Genomic DNA, 15,588 nt, shown 5'->3' with positions numbered 1-15,588 from the left:
GAGGAGCTGATCTGGTTCACCGGACGCCGCTCCGTCCGCGCGGAGCGGACGGTGACGCTGCGTCTTCGCACGATCGTCCGGCTGGAGAGAGGCGGCCGCGGACTGCGCGTGCGCGCCGAGTTCGACAATACGGCCCGCGACCATCGCGTCCGCATGCTGTTCCCGACCGATCTGAACACCGGCGTCCATTATGCCGATTCGATCTTCGAGGCGGCGCGGCGGGACAACGAGCCGGCCGCGGAATGGCGCAATCCGAGCTACTGCCATCATCAGCAGGCTTTCGTCAGCCTGCACGACGAAGAGGCAGGCCTTACGATCGCGAGCAAAGGACTGAACGAGTACGAGGTGCTGCGCGACGGCCGCCATACGATTGCCGTGACGCTGCTGCGGTCGGTCGGCGAGTTGGGAGACTGGGGCTTATTCCCGACGCCGGAAGCCCAATGTCCCGGCCCTCATGCCGCGGAGCTGATGATTGTTCCCCATGGAGGAGGCGGGCAACGTACGGACGCTTACGCCGAGGCTTATCTTTTCCAGACGCCGCTGTATGTCGGAACGACGGACGTTCACGGCGGAGAGGTTCCGCCTTGCCACAGCTGGCTGGAGTGGAGCGGGCGCGATCTGGCGCTTTCGGCGTGTAAAGTCTCCGAGGATACGGGGGACGTCGTCGTCAGATGGTATAACTGGAGCGACAAGCAAACGGAGCTTGCTGTCGAGCCCGTCTTCGCGCACGAGCGATTGGCGATGAGCGACGTGCTGGAGCGGCGCGGGGAGACGCTCGATTCCGGCTCGGCCATCCGGATCGCTCCCTATCGCATCGTCACGCTGGCGATTACACCGAAGGTATAGAAAGGAAAGTGAACGCGATGAAGCGACAGTGGATTTTGGCCGGCTATGCCGGGGACGAGGCGCTGCCCTCGGTTACGGACGAGGATGCGAGAAAGCTGACCCATCTGAACGTGGCGTTCGGCCATGTGCGGGACGACGAAATCCGGGTCGATCATTTACGGTATTTGAACCGTCTGCCGGAGCTAAAGGCCGCCAACCCGGATTTGCTTATTCTGCTGTCCGTCGGGGGCTGGGGCGCGGGAGGTTTCTCCGAGGCGGCTGCGACCGCCGCAGGGCGGGCCAGCATGGCGCAGTCGGCAGCGAACCTGCTGCGCAGCTTGCCGCTGGACGGCATCGACCTCGATTGGGAGTATCCGTGCTATGCCGAGGCGGGCATTGCCGCATCTCCCGATGACAAGACGAATTTTACGCTGCTGCTGCGCGAGATGAGAGAAGCGCTCGACCGCGAAGGAGCCGCCTCCGGGCGGCATTACCTGCTCACGATCGCTGCGGGCGCGGACCGCTATTATATCGACGGTACCGAGATGGACAAAGTGCATCCGTACCTGGATTTCATTCAGCTCATGACGTACGACATGCGCGGCGGCTTCCAGACGCTGACCGGCCACCATACGAACCTGTACACACCGACCGGAGATCTGTTCCGGATCAGCGTGGACGCCTCCGTCCGCCTGTTCCGCGAGGCCGGCGTGCCGCCGGAGAAGATCGTCATCGGGGCGGCGTTCTACTCGCGCATGTGGCAGGGGGTGCCCGACCGCAACGCCGGGCTGCACCAGATGACCGCCTCTTCGGGCGGCTACGGTCCCGATTACACCCGGCTGCACACCGACTATATCGGACGCAGCGGCTTCGTCCGCTACTGGGACGAAGAAGCGAAAGCTCCGTACCTGTTCGACGGGGACAGCTTCATTACGTACGACGACGAGGAGTCGCTCCGCCATAAGTGTGAATATATCCGCAGCGAAGGGCTGGCCGGCATTATGTTTTGGGAGTATAGCTGCGACAAAACGCACCGGCTGCTGGATGCGCTGCATGACGGTCTGAACCGGCCTGGCGACGCACAGCCTTAATCGGTATAAGCAAGCTGCTTAGCAGACGGCTTCCGCTTCCTCTTTGGAGGGCGGGGGCCGTTTTTGCGCGCTCCCTCAAAATCCCGTACCTTTTCCTGAATGCAAGGGATATCTTTTCTTCCGTTCACAGTTATAATAGAATACTCCAGGCACCGCTTTATGTAAGCGCATACAAAAATAGAAACCAGCGATAAGGGGCAGACGATATGGTTCAGCGGACGACGGGGTTTTCCAGAGATTTGAATTTGCGCACGAAGCTGCTGCTCCTATTCATGGTGCTCATTTTGCTTCCGTTAAGCCTTCAGGGAGTCTTCACCTATCGGAAATTCTCGGACACGGTCGATCAGAAGACGGAGCAGTTTACCGTCGATATCGTACGGCAGATCAACGCCAACCTCGACCGGCTGCTGAAAGATTTCGAGAGGCTGTCGATGATGCCGCTGTACGACCAGGCGGTGCTGTCGATCTTGAGTAAATACGACGGAGCAATGGGCTCGGCCACATGGGCTTCGTCGGACGACTATTTGAAAATGAAGCTGTACACATCGGCCAACGCTTATGACAGAACGGAAATCCGCGGCATTCATCTGGTCAGCAACAGCGGCATTTTTTTCTCTAACGTCGATGCGATGGCCGTCGATTCGGTGTGGGACGGTCGGCAGGACGATTGGTTCGACGAGGTTGTTCGATCGGACGGAGCCTGGGTGCTTATTCCGCCGCATCACCCGTCCTATTATAGCGCCAAGCCTACGGACCCGTACATCTCGGTCGGGCGGATGATCCGAGACCCCGAAACTTTACGCCAGCTCGGCTATATTCTCATCGATATTAAGCTGGACGCTTTACGCGACATCCTGTCCACGCTGAACTTCGAGCAGGACGCTAATCTGATCGTGATGGACAATCAGAAGAGGCTGCTGTTCGAGCGCAAATCCGACAGCGATCCGTCCGTCTACGACGAACTACTCCGGATTAACCCGCCGCAGCCGTACGGAAGCAATCAGAAAATCGAGCTGGGCGGCCAGATCTACTTGTACGTCCAGCACCATTCCGGCTTTTCCGGCTTGTCGGTCATCGGCCTGACGCCGATCAACGTGATCCAGAAGGAGTCGCGCGAGCTTCGGACGTTTACGTTATGGTTCGCGCTGCTGTGCGTCGCTGTCGTTACCGTGCTCGCGGTTATCGTGTCCTACCGGGTGACCCGGCCTTTGATCGAGCTGAAGAAGAACATGATACGCGTCGAGCAGGGCAATTTCGATCGCAGAATCGAGGTCTACGGCAAGGACGAGTTCGGCCAGCTGGGACGCGGCTTCAACAAGATGACGGAGGAAATCAACCGGCTGTTCAACGAGGTTTTCATTGTCGGGCTGCGGGAGAAGGAGGCGGAGCTGTCGGCCCTGCAAAGCCAGATCAATCCTCACTTCATCTACAATACGCTGGAATCGATCAGCATGATGGCGATCCGCGGCAACAACGCGGAAGTGTCCGACATGGTGTCCGCGCTCGGCAAGCTGCTCAGATATACGATCGACAAAGTCGACCGGCTTGTGCCGCTGTACGAGGAAATCCGTTTCGTGCAGTCTTACGTTCGCATTCAGCAGCTCCGGTACGGGGAGCGGCTGAGGGTAGAGTACGACATCGAAGAAGAGGCCAACTTGATCGTCGTTCCGAAGCTGATTTTGCAGCCGCTCGTGGAGAACGCGGTGTATCACGGAATCGACGGGGCGGAGCGCGGGGGAACGGTCTGGATATCCGCGCTGCGGATCGGGGACGTTCTGCTGATTACGGTCAGAGACGACGGGAAAGGGCTGCCGGAGCAGGAGATCGCGGAGCTGAACGAGCAGCTGCGCACGCCTCCTTCCTATCAAGGGTGGCAGCGGGAAGACGGCGGCGGCCTCGGGCTGTCCAATATCGCGCAACGGATTATGCTGATTTACGGGGATAAAGGCGAGCTGACGGTAGACGGCAGCCCCGGCACGGGGCTGACCGTCACGATCGCGATACGGCTTGAGGAGACGGGGGGAGAAGCGAATGTATAAGGTGCTGCTCGTGGAGGACGAAACCGTCATCCGCCAAGGGCTCAGGGAACTGATCGGGCGGTCGACGCGCCATTTCGAAGTGACAGGCGAAGCAGCCAGCGGAGTGGAAGCGCTGGAGTATCTCAAACGCGAGCTGCCGGACTTGCTCATTACGGACATTCGGATGAGGGAGATGGACGGGCTGACGATGGTGGCGCAGGTCAGGGAGATGTATCCGAGCCTGCCCGTCGTCATCATTAGCGGATACGGCGAGTTCGAGTACGCCAAGAAGGCGATCTCTTACGGCGTATGCAGCTATTTGCTCAAGCCGATCGAACGGCTGGAGCTGGTCGCCGCGCTGGACAAGATCAAGCTGGCGCTCGATCGGGAGCGCGGCATATCGGTCCCGCCGCAGCCGGGGACGGAGCGTAGCGAGGCGCCCGCGCCGGGCGGAGACGCGAGGAAAATCATCCGTGATGTGAAAGAGTACGTCAAGCTGCACATCGACGGCGACCTGCGCCTGCAGACCGTCGCGGGCAGCGTTCATCTGAACGCGACCTATCTCAGCCAACTGTTCAAGGCGGAGACGGGGACGAATTATTCGGAATACGTATCGGAGGCCCGCATGGAGCGCGCCAAATGGCTGCTGGCCCATACGCGTCTGAAAATCTACGACGTGGCGCGCCTGTCCGGACATCAAAGCCCGAAGCATTTTATGCTCGTATTCAAGCAGCAGGTCGGAGCGACGGCGGGGGAATACCGGGATCGCTACGGTCAGCCCGGCCCGGACGTGACGATAGACGACAAGGTATAAAAAAACCGTACTATTTCTTGAACCGGCGTGATTTAGGCAGGCCCCGCTCCCCCGCTATACTCAATGGTGAAGGGCGATTCATTACTTAACTTAGGGGGATGGACATGAAAAAAGCAAAGCTGGCGATACCGCTGACGCTAATGGTTGCGTTTACAATCGGCTGCAGCAATTCCGGCTCCTCCGGAAGCGCCGGATCCGGCGCGGAAGCGAGCAACGGTTCGGGACAAAAGGGAGAAGTCGAACTGAAGTTCATGATGTGGGGCAATCAGGCTCACATGGACGTGTACAACAAACTGATCGACGGCTTCCAGCAGGAAAATCCGGGCATTCGCGTGACGATGGAATCCGTTCCTTTCGCCGATTACCAGCAGAAAATTTCCGTGTTGGCCGCCGGCAAGTCGCTCCCGGACGTCGCTTGGGTGGCGGAACGCATGGTGCCGCAATTTATGGACAACGGCATTCTTGCCGACGTATCGGAATTCAAGGACGACGCGGAATTTAATCTGGGCGACTTCATTCCGAGCACGCTCGATCTGTTCCGCGACGGCGACAAGCTGCTCGGGCTGCCGTTCTCCACGCCGCCGGTCGTCCTATTCTACAACAAGACGCTGTTCGACAAGACGGGCCTGACCGATCCGAATACGCTGGCCAAGGAAGGGAAATGGACTTGGGCGGAGTTCGAGAAGTCCGCCCAAGCGATCGCCAGCAAGGACGCGCAAAACCGCGTGTACGGGGCGAACTTCTTTCGCGACTGGAAGAACTGGGTGACGCTGTCCTCCTACTCCTGGTCCAACGGCAGCGGTCCGTTCAATAAAGAGATTACGGAATTCACCTGGAACGACCAGTACGGGGTGGAGACGTTCCAGATGCTCGAGCGGATGATGTTCACGGACGAATCGCATCCGAAGGCGGGCGAGCAGGTCAGCTTCGACGCCGGCAACGTGGCCATGTTCTTCGATGTATACAGCTACGTGTCCAAAGCCAGGGAGATCAAAGATTTCGAATGGAGCATCGCGCCGACGCCGTCCGGCTCGCAAGGAAGCGTGCCGATGCTCGGCCAGGCCGGTTACGCGCTGTTCAACGACAGCAAGCACCCGGAGGAAGCGAAGAAGCTCCTGAAGTACTTCGCGAGCCAGGAAGGCGTTCAGGCGACTTCGACGTACTTCGTGCCGCCGCGCACGACGGTGCTGAACTCCGACGAGTTCATTAACCAGCCGAACAACCCAAGCAAGGAACATATTCTTCAAGCGGTTATCGACGAGATGCCGAAGGCGCGCATTCTTCCGGGTCACGTCCGCTGGCAGAACATCGACAATGCGATCCTCCAGGGCTTCGATCGTCTGTTCGGCAAGGTGGCGCCGGCGGAGGACAACCTGAAGAAGATTGCCGAAGAAGTGAACGCCATCATGCAGGCGCAATAATTCGAGAACGGGACGACGGTTCGAAGATTCTGGGTCGAACCGTTTCCTTTTGCCGGGAGGAACGATTATGGCAAGGCTGCAAAACATTCTGAATTCGCGGAAACTGACGCTGATCGTCAGCCTGCCCGCCAACGACGCGGCATTGGCCCGCGCGGCGCTGGAGGAAGGCGCGGACGGGCTCAAGGCGCACATGAACGTCGGGCATCGGGCGAGCGGCAATCGGTTCGGGGACCTTGACGAGTATGAGATGACGTTTCGCGAGATTCGGGGGCTGTTCGAAGGACCGCTCGGGATCGTTCCGGCCGGAAGCGCCGAAGAGGCGAAACCCGAAGAGATTCGGCGGCTCGCGCCGCTCGGCTTCGACTTCTATTCGATCTACGCGCATCATCTGCCGTCCTTCATGCTCCACGGCACCGGCCTGGACCGGACGTTCGCGGTGAACGAGCATTCCGACCTGTCGCTGCTGTCCTCGGCAAGTCATTACGGCTTCGCGGCGGTCGAAGCTTCGATCGTCCCCGGAGCCGAGTACGGGACGCCGCTGACCTTCGCGGACGTGCTGAAATACCGGCGCATCGTCGAGCAGGCGGGAATTCCGGTTCTGCTGCCTTCGCAGCGCAAGCTCGTGCCGGACGACGTCCGCGTGCTGGGCGACACCGGCATCAAGGCGATCATGCTGGGAGCGATCGTCGTCGGCAAGACGGAGGAGACGATGCGCAGAGCGGTGGCCGACATTCGCAACGCGATCGACAGATGGAACTAAGGCGGTGAACCGATGAGCGACAAAAGAAAAAAGAGGTTGAAAGGGCCGCTGGCCCGCGAAGCGCAAATTACCGGATGGCTGTTTATTTCTCCGATGGTGCTCGGCTTTACGCTGCTGCTGCTGTTCCCGATGGGGCTGGCGCTGTACATGAGCTTCACGGATTGGCCTCTGTTGGGCAGCCATCGCTATATCGGCATCGACAATTATCAGCACATTATGAACGATTCTCTGTTCTGGAAGGTGCTTGGCAATACGGTCTATTTTACGGTCGGACTCGTACCGCTCAACATCGTGCTGGCGCTCCTGTTAGCGCTGCTGCTGGCCAGGAGCATGCGGGGCATCGGGCTGTTCCGCACCGCGATCTTCGTGCCGGTCATGACTTCGCTGATCGTCTGGTCGATCGTGTGGAAATACATGTTCGCGACCGACTCGGGACTGATCAACCAGCTTCTGACCGCCTTGAACATTCAAGGCCCCGCCTGGCTATACGATACGAAGCTGGCGATGCCGGCCGTCATCGTCACGAGCGTGCTGAAAAACGTCGGACTGAACATGGTGCTGTTCATCGCCGCGCTCCAGCAGGTGCCTGCATCGCTTTATGAAGCGGCCAAGCTGGACGGCGCGAGCCGGACGAAGTCCTTTTTCAACGTGACGCTCCCGATGATTACGCCGACGATTTTCCTTACGTTCGTCATGACCGTAATCGGCTCTCTGAAGGTGTTCGGGCAAATTTTCGTCATGACGCAGGGCGGACCGAGCAACAGCACGAAAGTGCTCGTCTACTACATTTGGGAGAAGGCGTTTAAGCTGTTCCAGCTCGGCTACGCTTCGGCGCTCGCTTTCGTCCTGTTCTTCGTCGTGCTCGTGCTGACATTGGTGCAGTGGCAGCTTAGAAAGAGGTGGGTGTTCAATGAAAGCGACGCATAAGAGCGCGGGCTCCTGGCGCAGATCGTTCGGCACGGCGGGCACCTACGCGGCGCTTGGCGCGATCTCGCTCGTGATGATGGTTCCTTTTCTATGGATGATCTCGACGTCCTTCAAGGAGCCGCAGGAAGTGTTCAAGTACCCGCCGCAGCTCATTCCTACAACCTTCCGGTTTCAAAACTATGCGGACGTGTTCGATCTGATCCCGTTCGAATGGTTCTATTTCAACAGCGTCTACATCGCCGCGCTCGTCGTGGGCGGGACGGTACTGTTCGCTTCTCTGGCCGGCTACGCCTTCGCCAGAATTCCGTTCACGGGCAGGAATGCCGTATTCCTCGTGCTGCTCAGCGCGATGATGATTCCGCACGAGGTGACGGCGATCCCGATGTTCTTGTTCATGCGCGAGATCGGGTGGATCGATACGCATTTGCCTTTGATTTTGCTGCCGATCTTCGGGGCCGGGGGCGTATTCGGCATCTTCGTCATGCGGCAGTTTTTCATCACGGTCCCGAAGGAGCTGGAGGAAGCGGCGATGATCGACGGATGCAGCCGGCTGCGGATTTACGCGCAGATTATGCTGCCGATCGCGAAGCCGGGCTTGGCGACGCTGACGATTTTCACTTTCGTGACCAACTGGAACGAATTTTTCGATCCGCTGATTTTTATCAATACGCGCAGTCTGATGACGCTGCCGCTTGGCTTGTCGCTGTTTACGGACGAGGTCGGGACGGCATGGCATCATCTGATGAGCGCGACGGTGATGGCGACGGTGCCGTTGCTGGTCATCTTCTTCCTGGCGCAGCGGCAGTTTATCCAGGGCGTGGCCATGACGGGGCTAAAAGAATAGAAAGAACGGAGTGTGGCATCAGGTGATGAAAAAGATAGAGGCGGACGTTGTCGTAGTCGGGGGAGGGCCTGCGGGGGTAGTCGCGGCGATCGCAGCGGGACGGCAAGGAGCGAAGACGATTCTCGCGGAGAGATACGGATTTGTCGGGGGCATGTCCACGGCGGCGATGGTGTATCCGTGGATGACGTTCCACGCGGACAGCGGCGAGCAGGTCATTCGGGGCATCGCGCAGGAGATTGTCGACCGCCTGATCGAGCAGGGAGGCTCTCCCGGCCATCTGCGGGATACGGTCGGATTCGTGCATACGGTGACGCCGTACCATCCCGAAATCTATCAGGTCGTGGCGATGGACATGCTGCGCGAAGCGGGCGTGAAGCTGTATCTTCACAGCTTCGTGGACGAGGTGGACGCTGCGGACGGCACGATCCGCTCGGTGCGGATTACGACGAAGTCCGGGAAAATCGAGCTGGCGGGACGGGTATTCGTGGATGCGAGCGGAGATGCGGACGTCGCTTATTTGTCCGGGACGCCAACGCTGCAGGGGCGCGACGGCGACCTGCAATCGCAGCCAATGACAATGAAGTTCCGGATGCGAGGCGTCGACCTGGAGCAGGTCAAGGCGTATATGATCGCGAATCCCGACAATTTCTACAAGAAGACGCCGATCGCGGAGCTGCAGGATTTGCCGCTCACCGGCGTATGCGGTTTCTACTCCCAGTGGAAGGAGTCGGGCGTGCCGATTAACCGCGATCAGGTGCTGTTCTTCACCGGTCCGGCGGACGACGAGGTGCTGATCAACTGCACGAGGGTGCAAGGGCTCGACGGCACGAACGTGGAGGATCTGACCCGCGCCGAGGAGGAAGGACGCAAGCAGGTGCTCATGATGGCGGAGTTTCTGAAGCGGGACGTGCCGGGCTTCGCGCGCGCTTCGGTGTCGGCCGTAGGCACGCAGATCGGCATTCGCGAGACGCGGCGCATCGTCGGCCTGTATTCGCTGACGAAGGAGGACGTCGTCGCCGGCCGGAAGTTCGAGGACGCGATCGCCCGCAGCGGCTATCCGATCGACATTCACGATCCGTCGGGCAAAGGCGTGACCGCCTCCTGGATCGCGGGCGACGGCACGTACGACATTCCGTACCGCTGCCTGGTTCCGCAAGGCACCCGCAATTTGCTGGCGGCGGGCAGATGTATCTCCACGACGCACGAAGCGCTCGCCACGACTCGGCTGACGCCGAGCTGCATGGCAACCGGGCAAGCCGCCGGCACAGCTGCTGCGTTGGCCTCTCTTGGAGGCGTAACGCCTTCCGAACTGAACGTCGCGCGGGTTCGCGAGGCGTTGCTCGAAGAGAAGGCGTATTTGTAATTTGCAACCAACCAGCTTCAATATCCCGAGTGCTGATTAACTCGGTCCGGGAAATAAACGAAGGAAGCGATCGCTGGCCAGCAGAGGCTGGGGATCGCTTCCTTGTTCATCGCAAAGCATAGTCACCCCGCGTTCTCCCGTTTCCGGAAAAACGTCTTCAGAGCGTTGTAGATTTCGCCCTTTTCCTTAATGACGTAGTAGAGAAATTGCTGGTGCTCCAGATGCTTGTAAGCCGACATGAGCGTGCTGCTCCGGTTGTACTGGTTCACTTCCCCGTAGCCGAAAATGTTCGACCGCTCCAGCAGCTCCTTGATCAGCCGCACGCACCGCTCGTTGTCGCTCGTCAGGTTATCCCCGTCCGAGAAATGGAACGGATAAATGTTGTAAAGCGACGGAGGATACCGGCTGTCGATAATCTCCAGAGCTTTGACGTAGGCGGACGAACAGATCGTCCCTCCGCTCTCTCCGCGCGTGAAGAACTCCTCCTCCGTCACCTCCTTCGCCTCCGTATGGTGCGCGATGAAGACAATGTCTACTTTTTCATATTGCCGCCTTAAAAACCTGCTCATCCAGAAGAAGAACGACCTCGCGCAATATTTCTCGAACGAGCCCATCGACCCCGAGGTGTCCATCATCGCCAGAATAACCGCGTTGTTTTGCGGCTTGACGATTTCCTCCCACGTCTTGAACCGCAGATCGTCGGGGGAGATGCCTCCGATCTCGGCGCGGCCATCCCGCGAGTTGCGGCGCAGGTTTTCGAGAATCGTCCGCTTCTTGTCGATGTTGGACATGATGCCTTTGCGTCTGACGTCGGTAAACCGCACGTCCTTGACTTCGATCTGCTGTTTGTCTTTTTTCTTCAAATAAGGAAGCTCCAGTTCCTCGAACAGCATCGACTCCAGTTCGGCGATGGAGATTTCCGCTTCGACGACATCGTCGCCCGGCTCGGAGCCCGCGCCTTCCCCTTTGCCGCCGGCCGGCTTCGGATCGACGCCCAGCACGTCGCCGACTTGGCTGTCCCCGTTTCCTTGTCCGACATGCTTCTTCTTGTTCGTGTTGAAGACGAATCGGTATTCGTCCAGGCTGCGGATCGGAATTTTAATGATTTGTCGCCCATCGGACATGACGATGTTCTCCTCGGAGACGAGATCGGGCAGGTTCTGCTTGATCGCCTCCCGGACCTTCTGCTGATGGCGCGCCTGATCCTGATAGCCTTTGCGGTGCAGCGACCAGTCTTCCCGGGATAAAATAAACGAGGGATGATTCATGGGCAACCCCCTATCGCTTCGTTGTGAATGGATGTATTACTCAATATATTCAAGTTCGGCCAAACGATGTGTATGCATATCTCGGACAAGTCGATTTGGGGACAAGAAGCTCATTTTACCAACTGCAATCGGAGCATCGATAGATTACAATAATAGTAGCTTGCGCGATTCGTCGCGACTTATCGGGAATTGGGAGGAGAAAGCCCCATGAAGTTCATACATACCGCCGATTGGCATCTGGGCAAGCTGGTGCAGGGCGTCTATATGACGGACGACCAGCGTTACGTGCTGGAGCAATTCATAGCAACGATAGAAAAGGAGCGGCCGGACGCGGTAATCGTCGCCGGAGATTTATACGATCGGGCCATTCCTCCGACGGAAGCCGTGGAGCTGCTGGATGAACTGTTCGAGCGCATCGTCATCGGGCTGAACACGCCGCTGCTGGCGATCTCGGGCAATCACGACAGTCCGGACAGGTTGTCGTTCGGTACGGCTATTATGGAGGCGAGAGGGCTGCACCTGGTCGGCCAGCTCAAGGCCGAGCATAAGCCGGTCGCGCTGAGGGACGATTACGGAGAGGTTCACTTCCACCTCGTGCCTTACGCCGATCCGGCCCAGGTTCGTTACATACTCGGAGATGACGGCATTCGGACGCACGACGACGCGATGAAGGCAATCGTCGGAAGGATCGAAGCGGAGATGGACCGTAAGGCGCGCCATGTGTTCGTCGGGCATGCGTTCGTGACGCCGGGAGCAAGGCCGGAGGAAAACACGAGCCAGTCCGAGCGCCCGCTGGCGATCGGGGGAGCGGAGCACGTGCATGCCGAATATTTCGGCGGCTTCCACTATACGGCGCTTGGCCATCTGCATCAGGCGCACCACGTCGGCGACGAGCGGATCCGCTACGCCGGCTCTCCTCTGAAATATTCGATCTCCGAGGAAAGTCATCGCAAAGGCTTTTTCATCGTCGAGCTCGACGAGGCAGGGAATGCATCGGTTGAGAAAAGGGAACTGAAGCCCCGCCGCGACATGCGCCGCATCGCCGCGCCGATCGAGGAGCTCGAGCGGCATCCGGTATGCGACGATTACGTGTTCGTGACGCTGCTGAACGATAATCCGGTACTGTTCCCGATGGAGAAGGTTCGCGCCGTGTATCCGAACGCGCTGCATGTCGAACGCAGGACGGTAGCTTCCGTCGCTGCGGAAGGTGCGGAAGCGGGGGCTGGCAGAACGGCCAGGAGGGAAGCCGATCCGGTCGCGCTGTTCGCGGCGTTCTATCAGGAAGTGAAAGGTTTGCCGCTGACTCCGGACAAGCAGGAGCTGTTCGCGGAAGCGTACGCGGCCGTCCTGCGCGAGGAAGGGGGAGCGGGATGAAGCCGATTCGAATCAGCATGACGGCGTTCGGCCCTTACCGGGACGAGGAGACGATCGATTTCGAGGCGCTCGGAGACCGGAGACTGTTCGTCATTTCCGGCAACACCGGAGCGGGCAAGACGACGATCTTCGATGCGATCTGCTTCGCGCTGTACGGCAGCGCCAGCGGGGAAGACCGGGCGGAGCCGCGGATGCTGCGGAGCCATTTCGCGGACGACGACGTTCATACGTCGGTGGATTATCATTTTGCAGTCGGGGCGCGGACGTATCGCGTATTCCGGCAAATGCCCCACCGCCGGGGCACGAACAAGAGCGAGACCGGAGGCAAAGCGGAGCTGTACGAGACGACCGGAGGCGAAGAGGTACCTAGCGTCGATCGCTTCACCGTCTCGGACGTGAACGCCAAGATCGAAGCGCTGCTCGGCCTCACGCGGGAGCAGTTCGGACAGATCGTCATGCTGCCGCAGGGGGAATTCCGCAAGCTGCTTACGTCCGATACTGAAAACAAGGAAGAGATTTTGCGGCGCATTTTCCGGACGGGGCTGTATCAGAAGATCGAGGACCGGTTCCAGCGGCAAAATCGCGAGCTGCAGGAGGCGCTTAAGCAGGCGAAGGCGATGCAAGACGCGTACGCCAAGCAGGCGCAGCAATCGCTGCCGCAGCGGGACGGAAGCGCGCTTGCGGCGACGCTGCTTCAGGAATACAGCAGCATGGCGCAAGTGTCGGACGGATTGGCGCAGGAAATCGCCTATTACGAATCGCTTGCCGAGGAGATCGGCCGCGGCAAAGCCGAGCTGGAAGCGCGGCTGCAAGCGAGCGAGTCGGCTTTGCGCGAGGCGCTAGCGCTGGAGGCGAAGTTCGCGCAGCTTGCGGAGAAGCGCGAGCAGCTTGGGCGGCTCGAGGAGCGCAAAGCCGAGGCGGACGAGAGCGAGCGGGTGCTGAAGCTGGCCGAACAGGCGTTGCGGCTGCTGCCGTACGAGGAGCAGGCGCTGGAGGCGGCGCGCCAGGACGAGCAGAAGCGAGGCGCGCTCGAGCGCAAGCTGCGGGAAGCGGCGGAAGCCGAGCGCGCGCATGCCGAAGCGGAGCAGCGCTATCGGAGCGAGGAAGCTCGGGGCGAGGAGCGCAAGGAGGCGGAGCGCGAGCTGACGCGCTTGGCCGAGCTGAAGCCGGTCGTGCAGACGCTCGACGAGCGCCGGCTTGAGGTCGAGCGGTTGGCCGCGCAGGAGAAGTCGGTGACCGAGCGGCGGGAAGCGGCGGAACGACAGCTCGAGACGCTTCGCGAAGAGCGTCGAACCGTCGCCGACGGCTTAAAGCTGGCGGAGACGGAAGCGGCCAAGCTGCCGGAAGCTCTGGAACGCTACGAGCGGCTGAGAAGCAAGTACAAGCTTCTGAAGGAATTGGACGAGCTGGACAAGCGGCTGGAGAACTGGTCTAAGCTCGAAGAGGAGTTGCAACGCTCGGCCTCCGGGCTCAAGGAAGACCACGATCGCGCGGAGACGCTGTGGCTGGAGGGACAGGCGGGGTTGCTGGCGGTGCATCTGCACGAAGGCAAACCGTGCCCGGTCTGCGGAAGCGAGTCTCATCCGGCCAAAGCCGTTCCGGCTTCAAGCGTTCCGACGCGCGAACAGCTGCAGGAGGCGAAGGAGAAGCTTCGCGCCGCCGAGCGCGAGCTGGGCGAAGCCCGGGCGCAGGCGGCTGCGGCCGGCGCCGGTCGTTCCGGCCGGGCGGAGCTGATCGCCGAATACGGCATCACCGACGAGCCGCTGGACGAGCAGTTGGCCCGCGCCGAAGCGGAAGGCAAGAGCGTGCGCCAAGAAACCGATCGCTTAAAGCAGCAAGCCGAGGCCGTTCAAGGACGCCGTCAGGAAGTCGAGAAGCTGGAGGCTCAGCTTGAGCGCCTGCAAGCCGAGCGCGAACGGCTGCTGACCGAACAGCACCGTCTGTCGGTGGACAGAAGCGCCAAGCAGTCCGTGCTGGAAAGCGAGCTGGGCCGCGTGCCCGAGCCGTTGCGCTCCCCGGACAAGCTCGCTGCCCGCTATCGCGAACAGTCCGCTCTTGTTGAGCGGTTGAACGCTTCTTGGCTGGAGGCGCAGCGACGACTGCAGAACACGCAGACGAAGCTCGTGGAGGAGAAAACCAATGTCGCCCAAGCGACCAGCCAGCAACAGGAAGCCGAGCAACAGCGCAAGCAGGCCGAAGGGCGCTTCGCCGAGCAGTTGGCCAGCGTCGGCTTCGATACGGCGGAGAAGTATCGCGCGGCCAAAATGTCCGAGCCCGACCGCCAGCGTCTAGCCGCCCTGATCGAGCAATTCAGGCTTCAAGTGACGACCTTGGTTCAGCAGATCGCCGAGCTGGAGCGCGATCTGAGCGGCAAGATTCGTCCGGACACGGCCTCGCTTCAAGCGGCGATGGACGAATTGAAGGGCCAACTGGAGCGGATCGTCGCCGAACTGCATGCCGCCGGCGGGCACGAACGCGAGGCCCGGAGGCTGCTGGCCGCGATCTCCGAAGCCGAGGCTCGGTTCCGCGACCTGGAACAGCAACAGCAGCGGGTGACGGATATTTATCAGATGCTCAAAGGCGATAATCCGCTGAAAATTTCGTTCGAGCGCTATATTCTGATCGAGTTTCTCGAGCAGATCCTGCATGCGGCCAACGTTCGTCTGACGGACCTGTCCAACGGACAATTCAAATTGGAGCGCAGCGACCGGCTGGAATCGCGCGGCAAGCAGAGCGGACTCGGCCTCGACGTGTACGACGCCTATACCGGACTGAATCGCGACGTCAAGTCGATGTCCGGCGGAGAGAAGTTCAACGCCTCGCTCTGCCTCGCCCTCGGAATGACCGACGTCATTCAGGCTTACCAGGGGGGCGTGTCGATCG

Annotated in this window: 12 protein-coding genes; 11 read left to right on the top strand and 1 reads right to left on the bottom strand. The window is 60.1% G+C overall.

What is annotated here, in order from left to right; translation table 11 throughout:
- From ACESLM_RS28695 to ACESLM_RS28655, 9 genes are all read left to right on the top strand, one after another.
- Positions 1–846, top strand: an 846-nt coding sequence (locus tag ACESLM_RS28695) for a glycosyl hydrolase-related protein (RefSeq protein WP_372637665.1), incomplete at its 5' end; no start/stop codon positions are given.
- Between the two features lie 17 nt (positions 847–863).
- Complete coding sequence (locus ACESLM_RS28690; protein WP_372637662.1) at positions 864–1,916, top strand: glycoside hydrolase family 18 protein; 1,053 nt, start codon at positions 864–866, stop codon at positions 1,914–1,916.
- A 206-nt stretch (positions 1,917–2,122) separates the two neighbouring features.
- On the top strand, positions 2,123–3,955 hold the full coding sequence (locus ACESLM_RS28685; protein ID WP_372637660.1) for a cache domain-containing sensor histidine kinase: 1,833 nt from the start codon (positions 2,123–2,125) through the stop codon (positions 3,953–3,955).
- Positions 3,948–4,748, top strand: coding sequence for a response regulator transcription factor (locus ACESLM_RS28680; RefSeq protein WP_372637657.1), 801 nt, complete (start codon positions 3,948–3,950; stop codon positions 4,746–4,748). Before ACESLM_RS28685 ends, ACESLM_RS28680 begins: the two co-directional genes overlap by 8 nt.
- A gap of 104 nt (positions 4,749–4,852) precedes the next feature.
- Complete coding sequence (locus ACESLM_RS28675) at positions 4,853–6,169, top strand: ABC transporter substrate-binding protein (RefSeq protein ID WP_372637654.1); 1,317 nt, start codon at positions 4,853–4,855, stop codon at positions 6,167–6,169.
- 67 nt (positions 6,170–6,236) lie between these two features.
- Positions 6,237–6,929, top strand: coding sequence for a hypothetical protein (locus ACESLM_RS28670; protein ID WP_372637652.1), 693 nt, complete (start codon positions 6,237–6,239; stop codon positions 6,927–6,929).
- Between the two features lie 12 nt (positions 6,930–6,941).
- Positions 6,942–7,856, top strand: a complete 915-nt coding sequence (locus ACESLM_RS28665; RefSeq protein WP_372637649.1) for a carbohydrate ABC transporter permease — start codon at positions 6,942–6,944, stop codon at positions 7,854–7,856.
- The gene (locus ACESLM_RS28660) at positions 7,840–8,700 is read left to right on the top strand and encodes a carbohydrate ABC transporter permease (protein WP_372637646.1); all 861 of its coding nucleotides are present in this window, start codon (positions 7,840–7,842) and stop codon (positions 8,698–8,700) included. Before ACESLM_RS28665 ends, ACESLM_RS28660 begins: the two co-directional genes overlap by 17 nt.
- Positions 8,701–8,725: 25 nt before the next feature.
- Positions 8,726–10,063 (top strand): FAD-dependent oxidoreductase, encoded by a 1,338-nt coding sequence (locus ACESLM_RS28655; protein ID WP_372637667.1) that lies wholly within the window; start codon positions 8,726–8,728, stop codon positions 10,061–10,063.
- 122 nt (positions 10,064–10,185) lie between these two features.
- Here the strand turns inward: ACESLM_RS28655 and yhbH are convergent, their stop codons facing one another.
- Positions 10,186–11,331, bottom strand: a complete 1,146-nt coding sequence (gene yhbH, locus ACESLM_RS28650) for a sporulation protein YhbH (protein ID WP_372637643.1) — start codon at positions 11,329–11,331, stop codon at positions 10,186–10,188.
- A 207-nt stretch (positions 11,332–11,538) separates the two neighbouring features.
- Between yhbH and ACESLM_RS28645 the strand changes: the two genes are divergently transcribed.
- The gene (locus ACESLM_RS28645; RefSeq protein WP_372637640.1) at positions 11,539–12,705 is read left to right on the top strand and encodes an exonuclease SbcCD subunit D; all 1,167 of its coding nucleotides are present in this window, start codon (positions 11,539–11,541) and stop codon (positions 12,703–12,705) included.
- On the top strand, positions 12,702–15,588 hold a 2,887-nt coding region (locus tag ACESLM_RS28640; protein WP_372637637.1), incomplete at its 3' end, for an AAA family ATPase. The genes ACESLM_RS28645 and ACESLM_RS28640, both read left to right, overlap by 4 nt.

Origin of the sequence: Cohnella sp. (genome assembly GCF_041641335.1) — a bacterium.
Classification (GTDB): domain Bacteria; phylum Bacillota; class Bacilli; order Paenibacillales; family Paenibacillaceae; genus Cohnella.
Note: the sequence above shows the minus strand (reverse complement) of the source record. Positions and strands in the feature narration are given on the sequence as shown.

Coding starts and splice junctions, on each gene's coding strand:
- ACESLM_RS28645 (WP_372637640.1), top strand. CDS start 11,539: ATGAAGTTCATACATACCGCCGATTGGCATCTGGGCAAGCTGGTGCAG.
- ACESLM_RS28660 (WP_372637646.1), top strand. CDS start 7,840: ATGAAAGCGACGCATAAGAGCGCGGGCTCCTGGCGCAGATCGTTCGGC.
- ACESLM_RS28685 (WP_372637660.1), top strand. CDS start 2,123: ATGGTTCAGCGGACGACGGGGTTTTCCAGAGATTTGAATTTGCGCACG.
- ACESLM_RS28670 (WP_372637652.1), top strand. CDS start 6,237: ATGGCAAGGCTGCAAAACATTCTGAATTCGCGGAAACTGACGCTGATC.
- ACESLM_RS28675 (WP_372637654.1), top strand. CDS start 4,853: ATGAAAAAAGCAAAGCTGGCGATACCGCTGACGCTAATGGTTGCGTTT.
- ACESLM_RS28655 (WP_372637667.1), top strand. CDS start 8,726: ATGAAAAAGATAGAGGCGGACGTTGTCGTAGTCGGGGGAGGGCCTGCG.
- ACESLM_RS28665 (WP_372637649.1), top strand. CDS start 6,942: ATGAGCGACAAAAGAAAAAAGAGGTTGAAAGGGCCGCTGGCCCGCGAA.
- ACESLM_RS28680 (WP_372637657.1), top strand. CDS start 3,948: ATGTATAAGGTGCTGCTCGTGGAGGACGAAACCGTCATCCGCCAAGGG.
- yhbH (WP_372637643.1), bottom strand. CDS start 11,331: ATGAATCATCCCTCGTTTATTTTATCCCGGGAAGACTGGTCGCTGCAC.
- ACESLM_RS28690 (WP_372637662.1), top strand. CDS start 864: ATGAAGCGACAGTGGATTTTGGCCGGCTATGCCGGGGACGAGGCGCTG.